This is a genomic window from Arthrobacter sp. LjRoot78, from assembly GCF_964254335.1.
Classification (GTDB): Bacteria; Actinomycetota; Actinomycetes; order Actinomycetales; family Micrococcaceae; genus Arthrobacter.
In genome coordinates this window covers 3,642,830-3,667,873 of sequence record NZ_CAXUTG020000001.1, presented here as the reverse complement: position 1 = coordinate 3,667,873, position 25,044 = coordinate 3,642,830, and the positions used below count along the sequence as shown (strand labels likewise).

The 25,044-nt window shown below is 66.7% G+C and carries 19 protein-coding genes; 13 read left to right on the top strand and 6 right to left on the bottom strand.

Going from position 1 to position 25,044, the window contains the following annotated elements; genetic code table 11:
- Positions 1-108 precede the first annotated feature (108 nt).
- Positions 109-699, top strand: a complete 591-nt coding sequence (locus tag ACSQ1X_RS17065; protein ID WP_436058530.1) for a TetR/AcrR family transcriptional regulator — start codon at positions 109-111, stop codon at positions 697-699.
- A 95-nt stretch (positions 700-794) separates the two neighbouring features.
- Here ACSQ1X_RS17065 and ACSQ1X_RS17060 read toward each other — a convergent pair whose 3' ends face one another.
- Positions 795-1,823 carry a LacI family DNA-binding transcriptional regulator gene (locus tag ACSQ1X_RS17060; RefSeq protein WP_436058529.1) on the bottom strand — a complete coding sequence of 343 codons (1,029 nt, stop codon included), beginning with the start codon at positions 1,821-1,823 and terminating at the stop codon, positions 795-797.
- 206 nt (positions 1,824-2,029) lie between these two features.
- On the opposite strand from ACSQ1X_RS17060, the gene ACSQ1X_RS17055 reads away from it, so the two are divergent.
- From ACSQ1X_RS17055 to ACSQ1X_RS17030, 6 genes are all read left to right on the top strand, one after another.
- Complete coding sequence (locus ACSQ1X_RS17055; protein ID WP_436058528.1) at positions 2,030-3,499, top strand: Gfo/Idh/MocA family protein; 1,470 nt, start codon at positions 2,030-2,032, stop codon at positions 3,497-3,499.
- 30 nt (positions 3,500-3,529) lie between these two features.
- A complete protein-coding gene (locus tag ACSQ1X_RS17050; protein ID WP_436058527.1) occupies positions 3,530-4,498 on the top strand; it encodes an NAD-dependent epimerase/dehydratase family protein in 969 nt (322 codons plus the stop codon).
- Entirely contained in the window at positions 4,495-5,400 is a 906-nt protein-coding gene (locus tag ACSQ1X_RS17045) for a 5-dehydro-4-deoxyglucarate dehydratase (RefSeq protein WP_436058526.1), read from the top strand. Before ACSQ1X_RS17050 ends, ACSQ1X_RS17045 begins: the two co-directional genes overlap by 4 nt.
- Positions 5,400-6,542: a mandelate racemase/muconate lactonizing enzyme family protein gene (locus ACSQ1X_RS17040; RefSeq protein WP_436058525.1), complete on the top strand. Its 1,143-nt coding sequence runs from the start codon at positions 5,400-5,402 to the stop codon at positions 6,540-6,542. Before ACSQ1X_RS17045 ends, ACSQ1X_RS17040 begins: the two co-directional genes overlap by 1 nt.
- Positions 6,539-8,008, top strand: a complete 1,470-nt coding sequence (locus ACSQ1X_RS17035; RefSeq protein WP_436058524.1) for an aldehyde dehydrogenase (NADP(+)) — start codon at positions 6,539-6,541, stop codon at positions 8,006-8,008. The genes ACSQ1X_RS17040 and ACSQ1X_RS17035 overlap by 4 nt, the downstream gene beginning before the upstream one ends.
- Before the next feature lie 214 nt (positions 8,009-8,222).
- Positions 8,223-8,591, top strand: a complete 369-nt coding sequence (locus ACSQ1X_RS17030; protein WP_436058523.1) for a hypothetical protein — start codon at positions 8,223-8,225, stop codon at positions 8,589-8,591.
- 10 nt (positions 8,592-8,601) lie between these two features.
- On the opposite strand, the gene ACSQ1X_RS17025 is transcribed toward ACSQ1X_RS17030, so the two are convergent.
- From ACSQ1X_RS17025 to ACSQ1X_RS17010, 4 genes are all read right to left on the bottom strand, one after another.
- Complete coding sequence (locus ACSQ1X_RS17025; protein WP_436058522.1) at positions 8,602-11,013, bottom strand: SulP family inorganic anion transporter; 2,412 nt, start codon at positions 11,011-11,013, stop codon at positions 8,602-8,604.
- A gap of 324 nt (positions 11,014-11,337) precedes the next feature.
- The gene (locus ACSQ1X_RS17020) at positions 11,338-12,474 is read right to left on the bottom strand and encodes a M24 family metallopeptidase (RefSeq protein WP_436058521.1); all 1,137 of its coding nucleotides are present in this window, start codon (positions 12,472-12,474) and stop codon (positions 11,338-11,340) included.
- Entirely contained in the window at positions 12,471-14,546 is a 2,076-nt protein-coding gene (locus ACSQ1X_RS17015; protein WP_436058520.1) for a DUF6807 family protein, read from the bottom strand. The genes ACSQ1X_RS17020 and ACSQ1X_RS17015 overlap by 4 nt, the downstream gene beginning before the upstream one ends.
- Entirely contained in the window at positions 14,543-15,712 is a 1,170-nt protein-coding gene (locus ACSQ1X_RS17010; protein WP_436058519.1) for an acetylesterase, read from the bottom strand. Before ACSQ1X_RS17010 ends, ACSQ1X_RS17015 begins: the two co-directional genes overlap by 4 nt.
- A gap of 307 nt (positions 15,713-16,019) precedes the next feature.
- Here ACSQ1X_RS17010 and ACSQ1X_RS17005 point away from each other — a divergent pair, with 307 nt between their 5' ends.
- The 3 genes from ACSQ1X_RS17005 to ACSQ1X_RS16995 all read left to right on the top strand — a co-directional run bounded on the left by ACSQ1X_RS17005 (position 16,020) and on the right by ACSQ1X_RS16995 (position 19,550).
- Positions 16,020-16,964: a carbohydrate ABC transporter permease gene (locus ACSQ1X_RS17005; RefSeq protein ID WP_436058518.1), complete on the top strand. Its 945-nt coding sequence runs from the start codon at positions 16,020-16,022 to the stop codon at positions 16,962-16,964.
- Positions 16,957-17,910 (top strand): carbohydrate ABC transporter permease, encoded by a 954-nt coding sequence (locus tag ACSQ1X_RS17000; RefSeq protein ID WP_055804845.1) that lies wholly within the window; start codon positions 16,957-16,959, stop codon positions 17,908-17,910. Before ACSQ1X_RS17005 ends, ACSQ1X_RS17000 begins: the two co-directional genes overlap by 8 nt.
- Before the next feature lie 281 nt (positions 17,911-18,191).
- A complete protein-coding gene (locus ACSQ1X_RS16995; RefSeq protein WP_436058517.1) occupies positions 18,192-19,550 on the top strand; it encodes an ABC transporter substrate-binding protein in 1,359 nt (452 codons plus the stop codon).
- A gap of 78 nt (positions 19,551-19,628) precedes the next feature.
- Here ACSQ1X_RS16995 and ACSQ1X_RS16990 read toward each other — a convergent pair whose 3' ends face one another.
- A complete protein-coding gene (locus tag ACSQ1X_RS16990; protein ID WP_436058516.1) occupies positions 19,629-21,665 on the bottom strand; it encodes a beta-galactosidase in 2,037 nt (678 codons plus the stop codon).
- A 181-nt stretch (positions 21,666-21,846) separates the two neighbouring features.
- Between ACSQ1X_RS16990 and ACSQ1X_RS16985 the strand changes: the two genes are divergently transcribed.
- Genes ACSQ1X_RS16985 through ACSQ1X_RS16975 form a run of 3 tightly spaced genes read left to right on the top strand, consistent with a single transcriptional unit; the run spans position 21,847 to position 25,042 of the window.
- Positions 21,847-23,130, top strand: a complete 1,284-nt coding sequence (locus ACSQ1X_RS16985) for an ABC transporter substrate-binding protein (protein ID WP_055804835.1) — start codon at positions 21,847-21,849, stop codon at positions 23,128-23,130.
- Positions 23,131-23,159: 29 nt separating this feature from the next.
- Positions 23,160-24,113 carry a carbohydrate ABC transporter permease gene (locus tag ACSQ1X_RS16980; protein WP_055804832.1) on the top strand — a complete coding sequence of 318 codons (954 nt, stop codon included), beginning with the start codon at positions 23,160-23,162 and terminating at the stop codon, positions 24,111-24,113.
- Positions 24,110-25,042 carry a carbohydrate ABC transporter permease gene (locus tag ACSQ1X_RS16975; RefSeq protein WP_436058515.1) on the top strand — a complete coding sequence of 311 codons (933 nt, stop codon included), beginning with the start codon at positions 24,110-24,112 and terminating at the stop codon, positions 25,040-25,042. Before ACSQ1X_RS16980 ends, ACSQ1X_RS16975 begins: the two co-directional genes overlap by 4 nt.
- Positions 25,043-25,044 lie beyond the last annotated feature (2 nt).

The following is a 25,044-nucleotide window of genomic DNA, read 5'->3' as shown; positions in this document are numbered from 1 at the left end:
TTGCCTCCTGACGAAAAGTGACCCTCCGTTGGGTCCTGAGAACGATGGTAGCGACAAAAACCGAGTGTGACTAGATTTTCATCGAAAAAAGTGAAATACACTGACTCAATGTCAACGTCGAAGCCACGCGGCCAGTACGCAAAGGGAGCGGAACGCCGCGAACAGATCATCCAGACGGCCACCGATGTTTTTGCCACCGAAGGCTTCGAAGGGACGGCGCTCAAGCGCGTAGCGGAGCTGGTGGGGGTCAAGGAGGCTACCCTGTTCCACTACTTCCGGGGCAAGCAGGAGCTGCTGACGGCGGTGCTGGCGGAGCGGGACCGGCGGAGCCTGGCCATCAGCGACCACGAGGAGGTGGGCTTGCGGCTGATGGCGCCGATCGCTGAGCGCAACCGCAAGGAGCCGGGGCTGACCACGCTCTATGCCGTGGCTTCGGCGACGGCGAATGATCCGGGGCATGACTCGCACCCCTATTTCCAGGAACGCTATGCCCAGGTGGTGGCGGAACTGGCCGAGGATATCGGCCGGCGCCAGGGCGCCGGTGAAGTGCGCGCGGACGTGTCCGCCACGATGCTGGCCCGGCTGGTGGTGGCGGCCTTCGACGGCCTCCAGCTGCAGTGGCTCTACGACAAGAGCGTGGATATGGCGGACGGCCTGACGCAGCTCGTCGACGTGCTGCTGGCGCCGCCCGGCGCCTAGGTGCCCCGCCGGCGCCCGGCGCCCCGGCCGGCGCCTCGGCTCGGAGCCGCGGCGAGCGGGTTAGGCGGAACTCGCCCGAGTCGGGGCTGGGCGGTTTAGGCGGTCCCGGGTGCGGCTCCCGAGCTGCTGCGGACCTCGAGCTTTGGCTCGAACACCGTGGGCCCCCCGGCGGCTTCGTCGGAGGGTATGTTGCGGATCAGGTCCCGCATCCGGTGCCACGCCTGCTGGCCAAGTTCGGTGATGGGAACCGCCGCCGTCGTAAGCGTTGGGGTGGTGTAGCGGGCAAACGGAATGTCGTCGAAGCCGGTGACGGACATGTCTTCAGGGACCCGGATGCCGCGCTCGTGGAGTCCGCTCAGCAGGCCCATGGCCACGAGGTCGTTGAAGGCCAGGATGCCCGTGGCGCCGCTTGCCAGGACGGCATCCACTGACTGGTGCCCCGCCTCAAAGGTGGAGCCGCCGTCGAGCATTTGCAGTTCAATCCCCGGGTGGGCCGCCGTGAACTTTGCCAGGCCCGCGAGGCGCAGGCCGTTCGACGCGCTTCGGGCCGGGCCGGCCAGGAAGGCGAGCCGGGTATGGCCCAGGCCCACGAGGTGCTCGGCCAGTTCCTGGATGCCCTGGCCGTAGTCCACCATGAGGCTCGGCGTATGGGTGTCCACGGTGGTGCGGTTGATCAGCACCATGGGCTGGAGCGACGGCGCCAGCTCTTCCAGTTCGGCGTCGGCCATGCGCGGTGCGCACAAGACCAGGCCGTCGCAGCGTCGGCGCGCCTCGCCGGCGAGGATGGCTTCCTCGCTGGACACTTCGGAGGAATCAGCGATCAGGACGCGGTAGCCATCCTGTGCGGCCGCCATGCTGAGGCCGCGGAGGATGGCCTGGAACGTGGGGTTGGAGAGGTCCGGCACCACGATCCCGATGGTGTCCGTCTTGCCCAGCGCCAGGCTGCGGCCCACCGGGTTTGGCTGGTAGTTCAGCTCGGTTGCGGCCGCCCGGACCCGCTCGGCGATGGTGGGATCAACCGTGAAGTTGCCGTTCATGACACGCGACACGGTGGCGTGCGAAACGCCTGCCTTGAGGGCGACGTCGGCAATGCCGATTCGCCGGGTGGTGGCTCTCCTGCCCAATGCTGCCCCTTTCCGGGCTTCTCCGACTCCAGCCGGTTTTGTCTTCCCGTTCGGGCCTCCCCGTTCGGGGGATGGTTGACGGGACCGCCAGAGTCTTGATACAAAGCTTATAACGCTCCGAGAAAACGCTTTCTCACAATTCTCACCGCACCACTACCGGCCGTCAAGCGGCCAGCGTTCCTGCCTTCCGAAAGGGTTACACCGCAATGGGCAACACCGCCAACACCGTCACTCCGGGCAGCACCGTCGCAGCCGACGACACCACAGCCAGCGACACAACAGCCGACGCAGCCGCCGGCTCTGTCTCCGCCAGCCCTGTCCGCAAAGCCCGCATCGCACTGATCGGCACCGGCGGCCGCTCCGAGATGTACATCCGCGCGATCTTCGGCAAGCACGCGGACACCGCCGAACTGGTGGCCTTCTCCGACGTGAACCCCGGCCGCGTGGAGTTCTACCAGAAGCTCATCCAGGAACTCGGCGCTCCCGGTCCCGTCGCGGCTTTCGATCCCGCCGATCTGACCGCTTTCATCCGGGACAACGGCATTGACCGCGTCGTGGTGACCACGCCGGACTACACCCACGCCGACTACATCGTGGAAGGCCTCGAGGCCGGTGCCGACGTCGTCGTCGAAAAGCCCCTGACCATCGACGCCGAGGGCTGCCGCCGGATCACCAGGGCCGTGGAAGAGACTGGCCGCAACGTGGTGGTCACCTTCAACTACCGGTACTCGCCACGCAACAGCGCCCTGAAGGAAATCATCCAGAGCGGCGTGATCGGCAAGGTCACGTCCATCGACTTCAGCTGGGTCCTGGACACCGTGCACGGCGCGGACTATTTCCGCCGCTGGCACCGCGAAAAGAAGAACTCCGGGGGACTGCTGATCCACAAAGCCTCCCACCACTTCGATCTGGTCAACTGGTGGATCGACGACGTTCCCGAGCGCGTTTTCGCCTCGGGCGGACTGAAGTTTTACGGCGACAAGAACGCCGCCGAGCGCGGCCTGGGGCCCCGTCCGGAGCGTGGAACGCCCGACGCCGGCGGGCAGGCTTCCGCCAAGAAGGACCCCTTTGCGCTGGACCTGCGCGAAGACGAACGCCTCAAGGCACTGTTCCTGGACAACGAGCACTACGACGGCTACCGCCGCGACCAGGACGTCTTCACCGGCGGCATCACCATCGAAGACAACCTTGCCCTCGTCGTGGAGTACCAGGGCGGCCCGCGCCTGAGCTACTCCCTGAACGCACACAGCCCGTGGGAAGGCTACCGCGTGTCGGTCAACGGCACCGAGGGCCGGGCCGAACTCGAAGTGGTGGAACGCGCAGCAGTTGTGCACAGCACCGACAAGAAGACCGTGGTGGACCCCTCCGCGACGCCGGTCGAAGAGGACGACGCGGTCCGCCGCAACGGCGAACGACTCGTGGTCCAGCGGCACTGGGAGGCGGCCTATGAAGTGCCGATCGTCAACGGTGAAGGAGGCCACGGCGGCGGCGACGAACTCCTGCTCTCCGACCTCTTCAACGGCCCCGGCGAGGACCCGCTGGGCCGCCCATCCGGCTACCTCGACGGCCTCCGCTCCGTGTCCGTAGGCATTGCCGGCAATGCCTCCCTGGAATCCGGGCTGCCGGTCCGCACCGCGGACCTGGACCTCGGAGCCGACCTTCGCCGCGGCGCCTAGCCCGCGGCCTGAAATCCTAAAGGAACCACCATGAGCAGGATTTTTGTTACCGGCGGCTCCGGCCGGCTGGGGCGCAGCGTTGTTGCCGGCCTCGCCGCCGCAGGCCACCACGTCATCTCCGTGGACCGTGACGCCGTCCCCGCGGCCCAGCTGCCCGACGGCGTTGAGCAGCACACAGCCGACCTTCTGGCGCCGGGGGAGGCAGTGCGCCTCCTGCGCGAAACAGCGCCCGACGCCGTCGTCCACCTTGCGGCGATCGCCGTACCGTTCAGCGCGCCGGAAGACGTCATCTTCAGCACCAACACGAGGCTGGCATACGCCGTCGTGAGCGCGGCGACCGAACTGCGCATCGGCAAGATCGTCACGGCGAGCAGCCCCACCGTGCTGGGGTACGGTTCGCCGGCCGGCTGGCTGCCGGAGGGCTTCCCGGTGGATGAGCGCACCACCCCAAAACCCTGGAACGCCTACGCGCTGTCCAAGCTCATTGCCGAACAGACAGTGCAGATGTTCGCCGCTGCCCAGGGAGACGCCATCCGCTACGCGGCCTTCCGGCCCTGCTATGTGATCTCGCCCGAGGAATGGGAGGGGGCGCCCACCCAGCAGGGCCACACCGTTGCCGAGCGCCTCGCAGACCCCGCACTGTCCGCACCGGCGCTCTTCAATTACGTGGATGCGCGGGACGTGGCGGACTTCCTGGACCTGCTGCTGGCCAAGATGGACACCATCCCCAACGGCCAGACCTTCTTCGTGGGAGCCGCCGACGCGCTGGCCACCACACCGCTTGCCGAATTGATGCCGCAGTTCCTGCCCGGCAGTTCGGAGCTTGCGGGCGGACTCACCGGCACCAGCCCGGCCTTTTCGATCGACAAGGCCCGCGAGCTGCTCGGCTGGGAACCCAGGCGAAGCTGGCGGAGCGAGCTGAAGACTGACACCAACCTCAACGACGAGACCCCTGCCGTGCTGGTCGCGGCAGGCACAGGATCAAAGGAGACCCGATGAAATTCGACGGCGTACTGTTCTTTCCCGTCACGCCCTTCACACCGGAAGGGACCGTGGACGTGGACATCCTCAAGGAGCACATCACGTCCCGCCTGCCGCATGGACCGGGCGGCGTGTTTCCGGCCTGCGGCACCGGCGAGTTCCATGCGCTGAGCATTGACGAGGTGCGCACCGTGGTGACCGCCGCCGTCGAAGCCGTTGCGGGACAGGTGCCGGTGGTGGCCGGTGCCGGCGGGCCGCTGGGACACGCCCTCGCCGCCGCCCGCGTGGCCCAGGAAGCCGGGGCGGACGCCCTGCTGGTCCTCCCGCCGTACCTCGTGACCGGCCCCACCGAGGGCCTGGTGGCGTACATCGAGGCGGTGGCCGCGTCCAGCAGCCTGCCGGTGATCGTCTACCACCGCGGCAACGCCAAGTACACGGCCGCCGCCATGACCCGCCTGGCCGCCAACCCCAAGGTGATCGGCTTCAAGGACGGGCTGGGCGACGTTGGCCTTGCCCAGGAAATCGTCAGTGCCATCAACGCCACCGGCCGCGAGGACTTCCTGCTCTTCAATGGCCTGCTCACCGCGGAACTGACCCAGGGCGCCTACCGCGGCCTCGGCATCCCGCTGTACTCCTCGGCTGCGTTCGCCATGGCGCCGGAAATCGCCAAGGCCTACTACGATGCCTACATCTCCGGCGACGAGGACCGCCGGCACGCGTTGCTGGAGGGCTTCTACGCTCCGCTGGTCCGCCTCCGCGACCAGACCCCGGGTTTCGGTGTCTCCCTGATCAAGGCCGGGCTGCGCCTGGGCGGCCTGCCGGTCGGTCCGGTCCGCGCCCCGCTAGTTGATCCCACCGAGGACCAGCTCGTCCAGCTCAAGTCCATCCTGGCCAAGGGCTACGAGCTGGCCGGCCGCTAATGGGCTCGCCAGTTGCCGAAGCGCCAGTTGCCGAAGCGGTCCGGACCGCACCGCTCATTACGGGACTGTCCAGCCGCCTCCTGACGGTTCCGCTCCTGCGGAGCTGGGGTGCGGAGGCACCGGAAAACCATGTGATCGTCACCGAACTCCAAACGGACGACGGCGGCACTGGCCACGGCTTCTCCTGGACGCCCACCATCGGCCCGCAGGCGGTCAAAGCCCTCCTCGACTTCGACGTCGCGCCCTTCATCAAGGGGCTCGACGCGAATCCCGAAGGAGTGTGGGACCGGCTGTGGCAGCGGCTGCACGAAGCCGGCGGCGGGGGACTGACCACCATCGCCATGGCCGGTGTTGACCTTGCCTTGTGGGACCTGCAGGCACGCCGCGCCGGAACCTCTGTGACCGGGCTGCTGGGCCAGCGCCAGGATTCCGTGGAGGTGTACGGCTCCGGCGTGAACCTGCACTATTCACTCGGGGAGCTCGTGGCCCAGGTGGTACGCTGGGTGGCGGCCGGGCACAACGCCGTCAAGATCAAGGTGGGAAAGCCGGACATCCGGGAGGACGCCGAACGCGTGGCCGCCGTCCGCAAGGTCCTGGGCCCGGACCGCAAGCTCATGATCGACGCCAATCAGCGCTGGGACCTGCCCGCCACCTTCCGGGCCCTGGACGTGCTGGGGGAGTTCGGCCTCGAATGGCTGGAAGAACCGCTCCGCGCCGACGACCTCTGGGCCTACCGCAGGCTGCGCAAACACTCGCCCGTGCCCATCGCGCTGGGCGAGAACCTGCACACCATCTACCGCTTCCGCGACTTCATCGAGGCGGGAGCGGTGGACATCATCCAGCCCAACATCATCCGGGTCGGCGGTATCACCCCCTTCCGGCGCATCGTGGAACTCGCCCGCACGCACAGCATCAGGGTCATGCCGCACCTGCTGCCGGAGCTCTCCGGCCAGCTCGCGTTGACCATGGCCGAGCCCACGCTGGTGGAGGACGTCGAGGACGCCTCCTTCGAGCAGCTCGGCGTGCTGGACGCGCCCTCGCCCGTGCACGTCAGCAACAGCCGGCTCACGCTCGCCGGCCGGCCAGGGCTGGGGTTCGCCTTCTCGGACCTCTCCGACCATCAGGACAGGAACTCATTGTGACAACAGCAACCCTCGACCTCACCGCCCTGACGGCTGCCGCCACCCGGGCGGCCAAAGCGGCCGCGGCAGCGTCCGACGTCGAACGGGCCCGTTGGCTGAATGCCGTCGCCGACGCTCTGGACGCCAACGTAACGGAACTGGTGGCCATTGCCGATGCGGAAACCCGGCTGGGTACCGCACGGCTCACCGGGGAAGTGGCCCGCACCACCGGGCAGCTGCGGCTCTTCGCCGCGGTGATCACCGAAGGGTCCTACCTTGAAGCGGTGATCGACCATGCCGACCCTTCGGCCACGCCGCCCAAACCGGACCTGCGGCGGCTGTTGAAGCCGATCGGGCCGGTGGCCGTCTTCTCGGCGTCGAACTTCCCGTTCGCGTTCTCGGTGGCGGGCGGTGACACGGCGTCTGCGCTCGCCGTCGGCTGTTCCGTGATTGTGAAGGCGCACTCCGGCCACCTCAGGCTGTCCGAGCGGACAGCGGAAATCGTCACGGAGGCGCTGGCCGCAGCCGGTGCCCCGGACGGCTTCTTCGCGCTGATTAGCGGCCGGGAAGCCGGCACCGCGCTGGTGCAGGATCCGGCGATCAAGGCTGTGGGCTTCACCGGCTCCATTCCGGGCGGCCGGGCACTGTTTGACCTGGCCGTTTCCCGGCCCGAGCCCATTCCGTTTTACGGCGAACTGGGCAGCCTGAACCCGGTGGTCATCACCGCGGCAGCACTGCAGGAACGTGCCAGTGAACTGGCCGCAGGCCTCGCAGGGTCCTTCACCCTCGGCGCCGGGCAGTTCTGCACCAAGCCTGGGCTTGTGTTCATCCCGGCCGGCACCGACTTCCCGGCGCTGCTGGCGGAAGCTTCCACGGACAAGGGGGCGGCGCCCATGCTGACGGAGCGCATCGCCGAGGCCTACCCGGACGGGCTGCAGAGCGTCGCTTCCTTGACCGATGCAACAGGTGCGGCCGCGGTCGAGGTGGTCGTCGGGTCAGTCGACCAGGACGCTGCTGCAAACGGTGCCGCGCCGGTGGTCTTCCTGACTTCCGCGGCCAACGTGCGGGAGCGCCCGGAGGAACTGCTGGAGGAGTGCTTCGGACCCACCACGCTGCTGATCGAGTATTCGGGCCAGGACGAGTTGACCGAAGCGCTCGCCCTGGTGCCCGGCAGCCTGACCGCCACCGTCCACGCGCAGCCGGGCGAGGATGTGTCCGGCCTGGTGGAGCAGCTGTCCGGCCTCGCCGGCCGTGTGCTGTTTGACGGCTGGCCCACCGGCGTCGCCGTGAACTGGGCGCAGCAGCACGGCGGGCCCTACCCGGCCACCACCTCGCTGTTCACCTCGGTGGGCTCGACGGCGGTGCGCCGCTTCCAGCGTCCCGTTGCCTACCAGGATGCTCCCGAAGCGGTGCTCCATCCTGCCCTGCGTGAAGCCAACCCGCTGGGCATTCCGCGCCGTGTGGACGGTGTGCTGGTGCTTCCCTAGCTTCACGGGTCAGTTCACGGGCAGGCGACACAGGAAGATCACCGCCCGGAAACGTAGCCGCAATCTTGTTGGGGGAAGCTGATCCCAGGAGTATCGCCAGGGGAGGCACACAGTGGAAGCAAGCGGAAACTCAACCATCCGGACGTGTTCGGATTTGGCAGTCGGGGAAGAAATTGAGGCCTGGCACAAGGGCCGGTTGTTCCACCGGGGGAGCGTGACGGAGACAATTCCTTCCACGGACCTTTTCTGGATCGTGGATTCGCGAACGGGGGCGCGAAAGCTGCTGGACGTGGAGGCCTTGGAAATTGTCAGGGTCGAAAGGACGGTTCCTGTTGAGGAAGCCCGGGCTGAGCCTGTGACGGCTAAACCGACCAGGCCTGAACCCGCCAAGCCTGCGGCCGCGAGGTCTGAACCCGCCAAGCCTGCGGCCGCGAGGCCTGAACCCGCCAAGCCTGCGGCCGCGAGGCGCGGATCTGCCCGCGTGGACTCTGCCCGAGTGGACAAGGTGGCCAGCGCGGAGCGGCTCGCCGCTCCGCGCGCGGCCCGGCGGGAACCGCACGTCGTGTGGTTCTCCAACGCCTGAGCAGGCCCGCTCAGCGGCTGCTTGCGGCGGGGTCCAGATGGTCGATGCCCTCGGGCGTGATCTGCAGGACCCTGGCCGTGGAGATGTCGTAGAACAGCCCGGCGACATGGATGCGTCCTGACGCAAGCGGTTCCTGCAGACCGGGGTGGCGCTGGAGCCTGTCGAGCTGGACCGCAACATTCACCATGGCCAGCTGGTCTACGGCACCGTAACCCGCCTCGGCTGCAGCTGCCTGTACGGGGTGCCCGTCGCGGAAAGCCGTCAGGCTTGGCCGGGCGTGGTCGAGCCAGACGTCGATGGCGCCTCGATCGCCCGCGCCTCGATCGCCAGCGCCCTCCGGATCAACCGTGCCCTCCGGGTCCGCCCACAGGGCGGTCATGGCACCGCAGCCTGAATGCCCGCAGACCACAATCGACTCCACGGAGAGTTCGTTGACGGCAAACTCCAGGGCTGCCTCGATGGAGGCGTCCCGGCCGTCGTCGCCCACCACATTGCCCACGTTCCGCACGGTGAAGAGATCACCCGGGCCGCTGCTGGTGATCAGGTTCGGCACGAGGCGCGAATCCGAGCAGGCCACGAACAGGGTGCCCGGATCCTGGTACGAGGACAGCTCCTGCACATGGGGACGCACCAGATGGGCGTTCCGGCGGTGGTAGTTGTCCACGCCGTCCAGCACCGAACGCAGCGGCCCCGGAACGTCAGGCCCTGAAACGTGTGCTCCAGCAACGTCCTGCCCTGCCTCGTCCTGCCCTGCCGCGTCCTGCTCCGCCGCGTCCTGTCCGGCAGCGGCGGGCCCGATGAGCCGCCGCTGCCAGCTGCGCCACGGGGCGAACCCGCTTCTCAGGGCGGAACGCGAACTGCCGCGGCTCGGCGGGCCCGCCTGGGCATCGTGCAGCGTGGCGGTGCCGCTTTCCTCGATGACTACCGTGCCGCCGTTGCCCACGTGGCGGCTGCGCCAGGCCTCAAGGGTGTCGTGCACGGGATGGTCGAGGAAGTCCACCTCCAGCTCGACCGTGACGTGGGTGCCGGCCGGAACAGACGCCAGGACAGTGCTCAGGCGCGGCAGCGAGAGGAAACTGCAGGACCCGTCGATCACCACCCGCCAGCGGTTGCCGTCGCCGGCGCCGGTCCGTTCCGCATGGATGCTGGCCCGCGCCACGCGCCAGAGAACCAGGGCGACGGCAAGGACCAATCCGGTCAACACGCCCACCAGGAGGTTGATGAACACGACGCTGAACAGGGTGACCCCGTAGACGGTGAGGTCACCGGTCCGCCGTGCTGTCCGGATGTCGGCCGCCCGGACCAGGCGGGAACCGATCACAATCAACAGGCCTGCGAGGACGGCCTGGGGAATCAGCTGGATGAGTCCTGCCAGCAGCAGCGAGAAGACCAGCACCCAGACGCCGTGGAGTATGGCCGACTTCCGCGTCCGGGCCCCGGCCTCGAGGTTGGTGGCGCTCCGCACGATCACTCCGGTGACGGGCAGCCCTCCCAGCATTCCGGAGGTCACGTTGGCGGCGCCCTGCCCCAGGAGTTCGCGGTTGAAGTCCGTGCGCGGTCCGTGGTGCATCTTGTCCACTGCCACGGCGGAGAGCAGGGATTCAACGCTGCCAATCAGTGCCACGGTCACGACGCCAATGACCACGGCGGTCCAGTTCCCGCCGGGCATCTCGGGCAGGGACAACGCGGCCAGCAGGGAACCGTCGAAAGTGATCCGGTCCACGTTGAAGGGCAGGGAGAGGGCGGTGGCCGCGATGACGGCGACCAGGGGACCCGGAACCCGGCGTACTGCCGCGGGAAGGTGTTTCCAGCCGAGCAGCAGGGCAATGACCACCGCGCCGAGGACTGCCGCAGCGAGGTCGGCGGCGAAAATGCTGCCAGGCATGGCCATGATGTTGTCCCACGCCTCGCTGGCGGACTCTGCGCCGAGCATCACGTGCAGCTGCTGCAGCACGATGGTGATGCCGATGCCGGCGAGCATGGCGTGGACCACCACCGGCGCGATGGCAAGCGCAACGCGGCCCACCCGTGCCAGGCCCAGCAGCGCCTGGAGCACGCCGGCCGCCGCGGTGATGGCGCAGGTGGCCGGCCAGCCGAATTGTTCGATCAGGCCGGCCACGATGACTGTCAGTCCGGCGGCGGGTCCGCTGACCTGCAGCGGTGAACCGCCCAGGCTTCCGGCGACGATCCCGCCGACGGCGGCTGCGATCAGGCCGGCCATGACCGGGGCGCCTGAGGCGGCCGCGATGCCCAGGGACAGCGGGACGGCCACGAGGAACACCACAAGGGATGCCGGCAGGTCCCAGCGGAGTCCGTCGGTCAGGAACGGGCGCCGGTTTGTCGGGCCCCGCTTGGCCGCCTTGTCCTCGGTCGGTGGTTTTGTCGGGGCGGGCGGGTCCGTCTTGGCGGGTGCTGATGGCATTGCAGTCCTTCGCTGGTGCGTCGCGGTCCCGTGCCACGCTATTGACGCTCCAGTCCGGCCCGCAAGGGAACCGATCGTGAGAAAGAACACGCCAAAAAACCCGCTGCCGGCCACGTAACGGAGGCTCAACAACCCCGCTGCCGCGGATCGTGCAGCCGCACGTTTCAGCGCTGCCGGGAGTCGCCGGGCCCCACCGAATCGCACTCGGTTTTCAAGTCAAATCCAATCGATGGGCCATTTAATCGCCGTCCGGCGCAGAAAAATCTCTGTGGTTTTCTCCCGATACCGCTTACCGGTCTATACCGGTGACTCCATGTTGCGTGCTTACGGCTCCAGCGTGAGAGGCCGCCGGACGCCGTTCACGACGGCGGCGGGCCAGCGCGGATCCACGCTGAGGACGGCGATCCCGGCCCCGGTGAGCTGCACCGTGTCCTCGATCTTCACTTCCGGACCGGACGGATTCCACGTGAAGGTCTGGTTGAGAACCACCGCGTCGTCGGTTGCGGGAGTCGCCCGGGGGTCGCGGCCTGCATATCCGGCCGGACCGCCCTGGTGGTGCAGGGTCCACTGGTCCGCGCCGAAGCCGTGCCGGACGTAGGCTTCCCGAATTTCCGCGAAGATGCCGTCAAGGCGTGCCCCGGGAACGGTGGCGTCAAAGATGTCCGCTTCCACCGCGGCAATCCGGGCTTCGGCATCGAGTTCGGCCGGCGTGCCGGCGTCGAACCGGACCCAGCGGGTCACGTTGGCCACCAGCCCGTTGCGCCGCGCGCACACCACCGCCATGGCCCGCCGCCCGATCGGTGCATGGGTGGGCAGCGGATGCCGGAACCCGCTGCGGCCGGCGCCGTTGCACAGGAGCACCAGCGGCTCGGCCCCCATCGCCACGATCCGTGCGGCCAGGGCGGAAGCCACGGCGAACTCGGTGGTTTCCGGGGTGACCCCGGCGAGGACGTTGGTCATGGCAGCAGCCACGTCGGCGCAGAGCCGGGCGTACCGGGCGCTTTCGCCGGGCAGGAACTGTTGGCGTGCCGTCCTCAGCTCGGCGGTGACGTCGGCCTCCGACAGCGGCTTCCCTCCCGGAGCCAGCATGGAAGCGGCGACGTGCAGCTGCCCGTGCCAGGGCACCGTGTGGAGGGCGACGCCGTCGGGCAGTTCCTCCGCCGAGATCCGGGCGGCCTCGTTGTTGAAGGTGACCAGATGGTCGCCGTCGCGGTCAACCAGCATGGCCGCGACGGGGTCGCCAGCGAGGCTGATGTGGACCCGGCTCCCGTCCAGGTACCAGGTCAGCGCCGTATTGGTGGTGAGCAGGAGTGAGTCCCGGCCCGAAGCGTCCAGGATGTCCAGGAGGCGCTGCCGTTTGACGGCCCGGTCGGCCGGGTTTCCCGGGGCCGCGGCGTTGACGGGTTTCGACGACTGCTGCGACTGCTGCGTCTGCTGCGTTTGCTGTGTAACGGTGTTCATGCGGTTTCTCCCAAGGTATTGATGAGCTGTTCGATATCGCTGGTGGACAGGAGCCCGTCGGCCACCAGCACGGTGACGGTCCGGTGGAGCGGGTTGGCGTGGCTGGCCACTGCCGGCTGCTCCCATGCCAGGGAGAGGCCGACGCCGGGATACCCCGCCACGCGGACAAACCAGGGGTCGCCGGGCTGCTCGGGCTCCAGCCGCGGCAGGAAGACCAGCGTGGCGGGACCGCCGTCGGGCTCTCCCTTCCGGAAGGCGCCTGACCACGCCAGCCACGGCGCCGCGGCGGAGGGGACCGCGCCGTGGAGGGATTCTTCCCCTTCCGCGGACGCTGTCCACACCCTTGACCCGTCGACGGCGGGAAGTCGCCAGAAGAAGCCCCCGTAGCCGCCCTGCGGCCGGCCGTTCGAGCCCGGACTGCCCAACGAGACCGGGTTCGGTCCGTTCGGCGTCAGCGTGAAGTCCAGCGTGAGCCGCCACGTGGAGGTGCCGACGGCGGCCCAGCTCCACGTCCGCTGTTCGCTCAGGAGGGGAGTGCCGTCCGGCCGGAGCCAACTCAGGGTTTCGGTCCGCGCATTCTCGTCAAGGTCAGCCGCGACTGTGACGATGCGGCCGTGGTCGTGACGCCAGACGTAGGCGCCGGCGTCGCGGGTATAGGTGCGGCCGCCCCAGAAATTCACGCCGTCCACGTCCTGGATGGCAACCCCCGCGCCGAGGTGCCACACATGGTCCTCGGGTAGATGGTCCGTCAGTACGGTGCCCGCCAGGGTGCTGACCGGGTGGAGGTACGGGCGGGGCGATGATGTGGGTGCTATCCGGCCGCCGTCGTTTCCGCGGGCCACTGCGCGGCCGTTCACCGTGAATGCGGGCTGATCACCGGGCAGCTCCCGGGCCCACGGTGCGGCGAGTTCGGCGAAAGTTGCCTGTGCCGCAGCGGCCCTGCGCACCAGCTGGCGGATTCCGCGGACCACGGGACGGGCGTCGTCGCCCTCGCCTTCCCACGTGACGTGCGCGGCGCCGATCGCACGGGGAGGCTCCGCCGTCCGGATGGCTTCCAGCACCGTCATGAAGGCGCCGTTCCCGGCCAGGGGGCTCAGCAGCTGGTGCGCACTGGCAGGGGAGCGGCGGGCTGCCAGCAGGTTCTCCAGCAGATCGGTGCGGCCGAATGTTTCGGTGCGCTCGCCGCCGGCCGTTGTAACGGTCAGCCGGTCCTCGGTGTAGTAGAAATCGGCCCGGCCCAGGGTGCCGTGGACGGTGACGACCGGCGCGGTCTGTTCGTCGGCACAGAGGGTCAGGGCGCAGAGGAGGACGGCGCCGCGGGCCGTGCGGACCCGGATCACCGAGGTGTCGTCGCTTTCGGTTGCGTGGGCACGGTAGAGGTCCGTCTCCACGGACAGGATATCGTCCGCCCATTCCGCGCCGGCGATCTTAAGCCCGGTGGCCACGGCATGCGCCAGGGCATTGGTGGCTACGCCATCCACCACGTCCGTACCGTCCATGCTGCGTTTGCCGGCCCAGCGTGAGCGTTTGAAATAGCCCTTGGTGCGCACCCACGTGCCGACGGCGCCCACTCCGCGGACCTCGCCGATTTCACCCGACGCCACGAGCCGGTCCAGGGCCGGCAGGGCGTGGGACCCCAGGCTTTGGAAGCCTACCTGCACCAGCCGGCCGGCCCGCCGGGCCGCGACGAGCACCTCGTCGAACTGGGCCAGGGACGCCATGGGCGGCTTTTCCACGTAGACATCGGCTCCGGCGGCGATCGCCGCCAGGGCAAGCGGCGCGTGGGTCTGGATGGGCGTGGCCAGAATCACGACGTCGGGCGCCGGCCCGGCTGCCAGCAGTTCCTCCAGCGACGCGAACGTGGCCACGCCGTCAGGAAGCGTGCCCTCGGCCGGCGGGCGGGGGTCCGCCACCGACACGAGCTGCACGAGGTTGAGCGCGCCGAGGCGGGCCAGATTGTCCAGGTGGCGGGCCCCGTAGCCGTGCGCGCCCACAAGGGCGACCCGCGGCACCGGGGCAGTGGCCTGCCGGCGTTGGCCGGTGGTGGCAGAACTGAAAGTATCGGCTGTCATGAGAGTCCGTTCTGGCGGGCTGTGGCGAGGGGAACCGGGGAAAGCTGCTGCAGGAGGAAGCCGGCGGCTTCCTCCTGCATGTCCGTGGTGAAAGCGTGTCCGCCCGGCCAGAAGCTGCCGGTGTAGCGGCCGGTGGGCCGGGCGCCCAGAACGGCGTCGGCGTCGCGCATTCCGTGCTCGGGGAACAGATCGTCCGCCAGCGCGTACTGCACCAGGAAGCTGTCCGCGGTGGAGCGTGACGCCAGTTCGGGATAATCGCCCAGCCGGGACAGGCCAGGGGTCTGGAGGAGCCAGGAATGGGCGTCCAGGTAGGCCGGGACCAGCGAGCGGTAGGTGGTCATCATGCAGGTGACGACGAAGCTTCGGACGAGCGGGCTGAGTGCGGCCAGCACGAGTGACCTGCCGCCGCCGCCGGAGAATCCGACGCTGCCCAGCCGGCCGGCGTCCACGCCCGGGAGGCCGGCAAGGACGTGCAGCGCAGCGAGGTCGTCGTGCGCCACCATCCCGGCGAAGCTCGTGCCCAGGAGTCCCGCCGCTTTCGCCACCGTGTCCTCATGGGCCGCCGCGGCGGCGTCGTACAGCTCCGTTTCGGAAGGCACGACGCCGGCCTCCCGCCAGAGCGACTTGCGGCCCTCCACGACGGCGGCAGTCCGCCGCGGGGGCGTGCCGAGGTTGAAGCGGCGGCTGCCCCACGAGAAGGTGTCGTGGGCCAGGACGGCGAAGCCCCGCATTGCGAGCCAGGTGGCAAAAGGGCGGCCGCCGTAAAGGCATTGTTGAAGGTCAGCGACCTGCGGATCCGCCAGGCGCCGATCAACCAGGCGGCCCGCGCCGACGGACTTGATGCCGGCGTGGCAGTGGAGCGCCAGGATTCCGGGCAAAGGCCCTGTTGCGCCGGCCGGACGCAGGAACCAGGCGCCGGTGCGGGGACCGAAGCCCAACTGCCAGCTGACCCGCGAAGTAGTGACGCCGTCGTGCGTTGCTTCCGACTCGATCACCGCCGCGCTCAGTGCGGCGGACTGCGGCGCCGCAGGAACACCGAGGGCGTCCGCCAGTTCCTGCCCCGCGGAAGTCTCCGCAATGTGCCGCGGATGGGTGCGCAGATAGGACGGCCAGTCCTCGTAGCCGCCGATGGCGCTGGGCCGCGGCGCGGTGCCGGGTGCAAACATCGTTGTCCTGCCTTTCGCTGTGCTCTGATCCGGAGGTGGCCGAAAGTCAGAAAACGCTTTCTCAAAAATTAGCAAAAGGCTGTACAGCGGTCAAGAAAGCGTTTACTTTGGTACAAAGCCGCTGTTGGCCCGGTCACTCCGGAAGCCACGCAGACGGGTAGTGTCGGAACGGTCCGCGCGGCCCGGGACGGCGAAAAGCACTTCACACCAGCCCGCCGTGGAAGGCCACGATGACCAAAGGAGACCACATGGCCGCACAGCATCACCCCGGGACGCCGGCAGGCGTCCGTCCACCGAGGGGGAGGCAATGAGCGCTATCAGCGAACTGTCCTCCATCAGCCGGCGCAAAGGGCCGGCCACGCCCGAGGAAAAACGCGCGAACCGCCGCGACAACAAGGCTGCCTACATCTTCCTGCTGCCGTGGTTGATCGGCCTCGTGGCCATCACTGTCGGCCCCATGATCATGTCCCTCTACCTTTCCTTTACGGACTACAACCTGCTGCAGCCGCCGGAATGGGTGGGGCTGGACAACTTCACCCGCATGCTTGGTGATGCGCGGCTCCACAATTCACTTCGCGTAACATTCACCTACGTCCTGGTCGGGGTTCCGCTCCAGCTGGCCGTTGCGCTGCTGATCGCACTGGTGCTGGACAAGGGACTGCGGGGCCTGCCGTTCTACCGGTCCATTTTCTACTTGCCGTCCCTGCTCGGCGGCTCGGTGGCTGTAGCGATCCTCTGGAAGCAGATCTTCGGAACCTCCGGCCTGGTCAACCAGGTGCTGGCCATGTTCGGAATCACCGGTCCGGGCTGGATCTCGAACCCGTCCACCTCGCTGGGATCCATCATCCTGCTCCACGTGTGGACCTTCGGCAGCCCCATGATCATCTTCCTCGCCGGCCTCCGCCAGATTCCCAACATGTACTACGAGGCGGCCGAGGTTGACGGAGCCACCACCTTGCAGAAGTTCTGGCGGATCACGTTGCCCATGCTGAGCCCGATCATCTTCTTCAACCTGGTCCTGCAGATCATCGGCTCGTTCCAGTCCTTCACCCAGGCCTTCATCGTCTCGGGCGGCAACGGCGGACCGTCCGACTCCACCATGTTCTTCACGCTTTACCTCTACCAGAAGGGATTCGGCCAGTTCGACATGGGGTACGCCTCGGCGATGGCGTGGTTCCTGCTGGTAATCATCGGCGCTTTCACGGCCATCAACTTCATCGCTTCAAAGTATTGGGTGTTCTACGATGACTGAACTACAGACCAAACCGGCTCCGGAGAAAGTGCCGTCCGCCGGAGAGAAAACGAAGGGCAAAGGCTCCAAGGGCGGCAGCCGGAAACGCGAATCCCGCGGAACCCTGGCCTTCAGCCGCAGCGCGCGCATCAAGGCCCTGGCCAAACATGCCGTCCTGATCCTCACCGGCGGCATCATGATCTACCCGCTGCTGTGGATGGTTGTCTCGTCGCTGCGGCCCAATGACCTGATCTTCCGCGAACCGGGCCTCTGGCTGAACAGCCTGGAAATGGGCAATTACGTCGACGGCTGGTCCGCGCTGACCCATCCCTTCGGCCACTACATGCTCAACTCGGCGGTGGTGGTGATCGGCTCGATCCTGGGAAACCTGATCTCCTGCTCCATGGCCGCCTACGCCTTCGCCAGGCTGCAGTTCAGCGGCAAGAAGCTGTTCTTCGGCGTCATGCTGCTGACCATCATGCTGCCGTTCCACGTAATCATCGTTCCGCAGTACATCCTGTTCTCGCAGATCGGCTGGGTGAACACCTTCTGGCCGCTGATTGTGCCCAAGCTCCTGGCCACGGACGCATTCTTCGTGTTCCTCATGGTGCAGTTCATCCGCGGCATTCCCAAGGAGCTGGACGAGGCTGCCCGCATCGACGGCGCCGGCCACCCGCGCATCTTCCTGCGGGTCATCCTGCCACTGATGGTTCCGGCGCTGGCCACCACCACCATCTTCACGTTCATCTGGACCTGGAACGACTTCTTCGGCGCGCTGATCTACCTGACCGATCCCGAGATGTTCACCGTGCCGGTTGCCCTGCGTGCCTTCGTGGACTCGCAGTCGGCCACCAGCTGGGGCTCGCTCTTCGCAATGTCCATCGTGTCCCTGCTGCCGGTGTTCCTGGTGTTCCTGTTCGGCCAGCGCTTCCTGATCAAGGGAATCGCGACGACGGGCATCAAGTAGGCCTGCCCGTGCACCAGCCGTGCTCTGTGCGTGGCCTTCCGGGCTGCTTGCGGTAGCTCCTGGCAGTTAGCTTTGCAGCAGTTCCCGGGGTGGGCGGATGTTCGTTGTCCGTCCGCCCCGGCGCGTTAGGTGGCAGTTCAAATTGGCCCGCCGAAACACCTTGTATTACAAGTGTCTTGCTTGTATTCTCAGTTATGAGAAAGCGTTTTCTCACAGACTTTCCAGACCAATCAGTACCGAACCCCGTCCGCTTTCAAGATCAAAGAAGATCGGAGACTCAAGTGCCGCTATTTTCCCGCCCCGCCTCAGCCGCCCGTCGTGGTGCAGCAGAGGCAACATCCGCCCCAGCCGGACGGAGGCTGCGCCGAACCGGCGCGGTCGCCGCAGCTGCCGCCGTCGTCCTGGCCCTCAGTGCCTGCGGCGGGGGAGCGGCGCCGCAGAGCGCCGATGGCAAAGTCGAACTCCGGTTCTCCTGGTGGGGAGGGGACAAACGGGCGCAGCTGACGCAGGCCGCGATTGCCGCCTTCGAAGCCGAGAACCCGAACATCAAGATCAAGCCGGAGTTCGGCGACTGGAGCGGCTACTGGGACAAGCTCGCCACCCAGGTGGCGGCCAACGACGCCCCGGACATCATCCAAATGGACGAAAAATACATCACGGAGTACTCTAGCCGCGGCGCCCTCCTGGATCTGTCCAAGTACGACATTGACACCTCGAAGCTTGACGAAGCCGCCCTTAACGCCGGCAAGAACGAGGACGGCCTGACGGGCATTCCCGCGGGCATCAACGCAGCCACCATCCTGGCCAACCCTGCCGTGTTCAAGGCTGCCGGCGTTGAGTTGCCGGACGACAGCACCTGGACGTGGCAAGACTTCGAGCGCATTTCCGCCGAGGTCACCGCGAAGTCGCCGAAGGGCACCTACGGCGCCGCAGCCTACGGCACCGATGAAGCGTCGCTCGGCGTCTGGCTCCGGCAGAACGGAAAGTCGCTGTACACCAGCGACGGGAAGCTGGGCTTCGAGCCGGGCGACATCGCCGAGTGGTGGGCGTTCCTGAAGGAACTCAGCGAGAAGAAGGCTGTGCCCTCGGCATCCGAGGTGGTTGAGGCCGAAGCGGCGCCGCTGGACCAGAGTGGCCTGGCGACGGGCAAGAACGGGCTCGCCTTCTGGTGGTCCAACCAGCTGCCGGCCCTGGAGAAGGCTGCAGGCGGTGAGCTGCAGATCCTGCGGTTCCCGTCCAAGACCGGCACATCCGCCGACGCCAAGCTCTGGTACAAGGCCTCCCAGTTCTGGTCCGCGTCGTCACGCACCAAGCACCCGGAAGAAACCGCCAAGTTCATCAACTTCCTGGCCAACAACACCAAGGCCGGCGAAACGCTCCTGGCCGACCGCGGCGTTTACCCCAACTCCGAAGTCCGGGCGGCAATCGCGGCCAAGCTGACCCCCGCCGACATCAAGGTGGTCAAGTTCATCGACCAGATCAAGGACGAGCTCGGTGAAGCCCCGGCCCCGCCGCCGAAGGGAGCCGGCGCCATCGCGGAGATCGTCAAGCGCTACACCTCGGAGGTTCTCTTCAACCGGCTGTCTACTGAGGAAGCCGGCAAGAAGGCTGTTGACGAAATGAAGTCGGCCATCAGCTAGCAGTTCCTGCTGAAAGTGCCCCCATCCGATCCTTGCGAATCGGGTGGGGGCACTTCTGCATGCCATCTCGGTGCGGGGCTAGTCCTCCGCGACCACCGCCACGCCGCCGGCAGGAACCGATCCCGTGAACCGTTCACCGGACAGCAAATCGGCCCCGGCCACCTCCACCCTGGCGTCCGCACGCGAATGGTTGATGGCGAACACGAAGCTGGTGCCGTCAGCATTGCGGCGCCGCGTCAACTCGACGCCCTGGTCCGCTTGGGCCACAGCGGAAACTCCGGACTCGGCTAGCAGACGGTCCACCAGCGCTTCGATGCCGTCCGGGTCCGGGAAAGTGGCCAGGTACCACGCTGATCCGGAACCCGCCGAGCGCCGTGTAAGTGCTGGAACGCCGTCTAGCGGGTACTCGGTGAACGTCGCGAGGACCTCTGTGCCGGCGTCACCGGCAGCCCCGCCCGCCGCGTGGACATGCTCGCTCCATACCGTCCCCACGCCGCCGTCGCTGAGCTTGACGGTGGACCCGGCCAGCAGCGGATGGAATTCCTCCACCCGGACACCCAGCAGGTCACGGAACGCGCCCGGGTACCCGCCGAGCCGGACGTGGTCCTGCTCGTCAACGATCCCGCTGAAGTAGCTGACCAGGACCGTGGCACCGCCTTCGGCCGCCAACGCAATGTTGGCCGCGGCGTCGTCGGTGACGTTGTACAGGGTGCACACGAGCACCAGATCGTAACCCTCCAGCGACGCGGAAGGGTGCACAAAATCCGTCGAAATCCCGCGCAGGAACAGGGACCGGTGGAAGGCGCGCATCAGGTCCAGGTACTTCACATCAATGCTGGGTTTGGAGTCAATTTCGCTGGCCCACCAGGCCTCGTAATCGAACACGATGGCCACCCGCGATTCCACGCGGGATCCGCGCACCGACGCCAGCTTCTGCAGTGCGGAGCCGAGCCCCACCACCTCCCGGAACACCCGGGTGTCCCGTCCGCCGTGGGGGACCATGGCGGAGTGGAACTTCTCCGAGCCGGCGAAGCTCTGCCGCCACTGGAAGAACATCACGGCGTCCGCGCCGCGGGCCACATGCGCCAGGGAATTGCGCAGCATTTCGCCTGGCATCTTGGGCTGGTTGCGCGGCTGCCAGTTCACTGCCGATGTCGAATGTTCCATCAGGATCCACGGGTCACCGCCCGCAACGCCGCGGGTGAGGTCTGCGCTGAACGCGAGTTCGATCTGCCGCTCAGGATCGGCGGCCACGAGGTAGTGGTCGTTGGCAATCACGTCCAGGTCCCCGGCCCAGTCGAAGTAGTCCATGGACCTCGTGGCGCTGGACACCATGAGGTTTGTGGTGGCGGGCACCTCCGGCGTCACGTCCCGCAGTACCCCCAGCAGGGTGCGGTAGTAGTCCATCAGGGCCCAGGAACTAAAGCGCTGGAAGTCCAGTTGCTGGCCGGGGTTGAGGGTGGACGGTGCCACGCCGGGCGGCAGGATCTCCTCGAACGAGGCGTAATGCTGGGACCAGAATGCCGTTCCCCATGAGGCGTTGAGCGCGTCAATGGTCCCGTAGCGCTGTTCAAGCCAGCGGCGGAAGGCGGCGGCGTCCTCCTCACCGTAAAACTCCGAAACATGGCAGCCGAGTTCGTTGTCCACATGCCACAGCGCCAGCGCCGGGTGGTCCTTGTAGCGTTCCGCCAGCACCCGGGTGATGCCGGTTGCGTACCGCCGGAAAGCGGCCGACGACGGCGTGTAGTGCCGCCGTGAGCCGGGACCCAGCACGGTGCCGTCAGCCGTGACCGGGAGGATTTCCGGGTGCTTGCGCACCAGCCAGGCCGGCGGAGCGGCCGTGGCGGTTGCGAGGGCCACCTTGATGCCGGCCGCGGCCAGGTTGTCCAGGACGTCGTCCAGCCAGCCGAAGTCATATTCGCCTTCGGAGGGCTCCAGTAGTGCCCAGGAGAAGATGCCGACGCTGAGGAAGGTGACTCCGGCTTCCTGCATCAGTTCCAGGTCCTCCAACCGGGTGCTGACCGGCCACTGCTCCGGGTTATAGTCGCCTCCGAAGGCAATGCCTTCGAGGCTGTTCCACACCGGTGGCGGAGTGGATTCTTGCTGGGATGACATGGGACTCCTTCGTCGATGCTGGTGCACGATCATGGCATGAAAGCGGATGTTTGGAAAACGCTTGCCCAAATGTGGGAATGGGGATATTGTATCGTTTCAGAAAGCGTGTAAGCCAGATCACTACTCTCGTTGTAGAGAATCACAGGGAATCGCGCTTACACAACCGAGCAAGGAGGCTCTTATGATCAACAGACGGAATTTCCTCACCACCGTGGCACTGGGCACCGCATCTGCCGCTGTCCTGGCGGCCTGCGGCCAGCCCGCTCCGGCACAGACTGGTTCCGCGTCGAACCCGGTCACCATCAACTACACCTGGTGGGGCAACGACGACCGCGCGGAGCGCACCCGCAAGGCGATTGCACTGTTCGAGTCGAAGAATCCGGACATCAAGGTCAACGGAAACTTCACCGACTTCGCCGGGTACTGGCAGAAGCGGGCCACCGAGGCCGCCGGCGGCGGCCTGCCGGACGTGATGCAGTGGGACCTGTCCTACCTGCGGGACTACGGCCAGCGCAACCAGCTCCTGGACCTCGGCACCGTCAAGATCAACACGGACGCCTTCGATAAGTCGCTGCTGCCCTCCGGCCAGATCCGCGGCAAGACCTACGGCATTCCCACCAGCACCAACGCCTTCGCCGTCTACTACGATCCGGCCAAGCTCGCGTCCCTGGGTATCGCGGAACCGGACGGCACCTGGACCTACAAGGAGTACAACGCCTTCCTGGCCGAGGTCGGGGCAAAAAGCAACGGCGCTCTCTTCGGCGGCACGGACTACACGGGCATCTGGTGGATGTTCAACATCTGGCTGCGCCAGAACAACATCGAAGCCTTCACCGAGGACGGCAAGCTCGGCTTCAGCAAGGACGACCTCAAGAAGTGGTGGAACCAGACAGCGGCTCTCCGCGGCACCCCTGCCATCGTTTCCGAGGAGCGCGTCACCCAGCTCGCTCCGAAGTCGCCGTTCGGCTCCAACGTCTCCGCCACCGAATCCACCTGGGACAACTTCATGGCCGCCTACCTTGGAGACAGCGGCGCCAAGGAACTCAAGCTTGTCCCGGTTCCTTCCGATGACAAGGACAACCTGGGCCTGTTCCTCAAGCCCTCGATGCTGATGGTTGCCAGTGCCAAGACCAAGTACAAGGACGCCGCCGCGCGGTTCATCGACTTTATGGTCAACGACCCCGAGGTCGGCCAGATCTTCAAGACCTCCCGCGGCGTCCCGGCGTCGAAGACCCAGCGCGACGGAACCACCTTCGAGGGCACGGACAAGCTCGTTGTCGACTACGAGAAGTCCATCGAAAAGTACCTCAAGGACGCCCCCGAGCCGCCCATCGTCGGTTTCGGCACGCTGGAAACCTCCTTCAAGCGCATCAGCTCCGACCTGAACTTCGGCAAGGTGACCGTCGATGGTGCAGCCGATGCCTGGTTCAAGGAAGCCGAAGACCTCATCAAGCAGAATTCCTGATCCAGGCATTCGCAACTGACGGAATAGACATGACTCAAAGCCCAACCCTGAACAGGCGTTCGACGTCGTCCACGCCGCCGCTGCCGCGCAAATCGCGGCAGCGGGGTGCGGACGCCCGCGCCGGCTACACCTTCCTGCTGCCCTGGCTGCTGGGATTCATCGCCCTCACTGTCGGGCCCATGATTTCCTCGCTTTACCTCTCCTTCACCAACTACAACCTCTTCGACCCGCCCAAGTGGATCGGGCTGGACAACTACACCACCCTGTTCCAGGACGAACGGTTCCTGCAGTCCGTGGGCGTAACCCTGTCCTACGTCGTCTTCGGCACCCCGCTCAAGCTCGCTGCCGCACTCGCTGTCGCCATGCTCCTGAACAGCAAGCGCAAGGGACAGGGCTTCTACCGGTCAGCGTTCTACGCCCCGTCCCTGATCGGCGCTTCCGTTTCCATCGCGATCGTGTGGAAGGCGATGTTCGGCGATTCCGGCCCGGTGGACCAGGGCCTGTCCTTCTTCGGCATCAACCTCGGCGGCTGGGTGGGCAACCCCTCCATGACCATGCCGATGATGATCCTGCTGACCGTCTGGCAGTTCGGCGCCCCGATGGTCATCTTCCTGGCCGGCCTCAAGCAGATCCCGGCAGACCTCTACGAAGCGGCGTCCATGGACGGAGCGGGTCCGGTCCGGAAGTTCTTCAACATCACCTGGCCCATGCTTTCCCCGGTGATCTTCTTCAACCTGCTGATGGAGACCATCCACGCTTTCCAGATCTTCGCCTCGGCCTACATCATCTCCAACGGTGAAGGCGGCCCGGCCGGCTCCACCCTCTTCTACACCCTCTACCTCTACCTGCGCGGTTTCAGCGACTTCCGGATGGGCTACGCCTCGGCGATGGCCTGGCTCCTGGTGATCGTCGTCGGCATCATCACGCTGATCTTCTTCAAAACCTCCAAATCCTGGGTCCACTACAGCGGTGATGCAAAATGACAACCATGGCAACCCCCACACAGCCGAAACCCATCAAGCCGGCAGCACAAGCCCCGGCGCCCGTGTACAACCCGAAGTCCGAGTCCGCGGGTGGCAAGCGCGCCAAGAGCGTCATCTTCCACATCCTCGCCCTCACCCTGACCGGTGTGGTGCTCTACCCCGCACTGTGGATGGTCGCCTCATCGTTCAAGCCGAACTCCGAGATCGGTGGCGCGAACACGTCGCTGTGGTCGGAAAACTTCAGCTTCGATAACTTCGTCACCGCCATGGACGGGATCGGCGGGGTCTCCACCCTGCAGTTCTTCACCAACTCCCTGGTCCTGGCCATCGGCGCGGTGGTGGGAACCATCCTCTCGGCCAGCGTCTCGGCCTACGCGTTCGCACGGATCAAGTTCCCGGGCCGCAGCGTGCTCTTCGGCATGATGATCGCCACCCTGCTCCTGCCGTTCCACGTCGTGATCATCCCGCAGTACATCGTGTTCCAGCAGCTGGGCCTCGTGGACACCTACATCCCGCTGCTGATCGGCAAGTTCCTCGCCGCCGACGCGTTCTTCGTCTTCCTCATGGTCCAGTTCATGCGGAACCTCCCGGCCGAACTCGATGAAGCGGCACGCATCGACGGCGCAGGCCACGTCCGGATCTTCACCTCCATCATGCTGCCCCTGATGAAACCGGCCCTGATCTCAACGTCGATCTTCTCCTTCATCTGGAGCTGGAACGACTTCCTGGGCCCGCTCCTCTACCTGAACACCCCGGAGAAGTACCCGCTGCCACTGGCCCTGCGCCTCTTCGTGGACCAGACCCAGAGCTCGGACTACGGAGCAATGATCGCCATGTCCGTCCTGGCCCTGCTGCCGGTGCTGATCTTCTTCCTCGTCTTCCAGCGCTACATCGTCGAAGGCGTCTCCACCCAGGGCCTCAAGGGCTGACG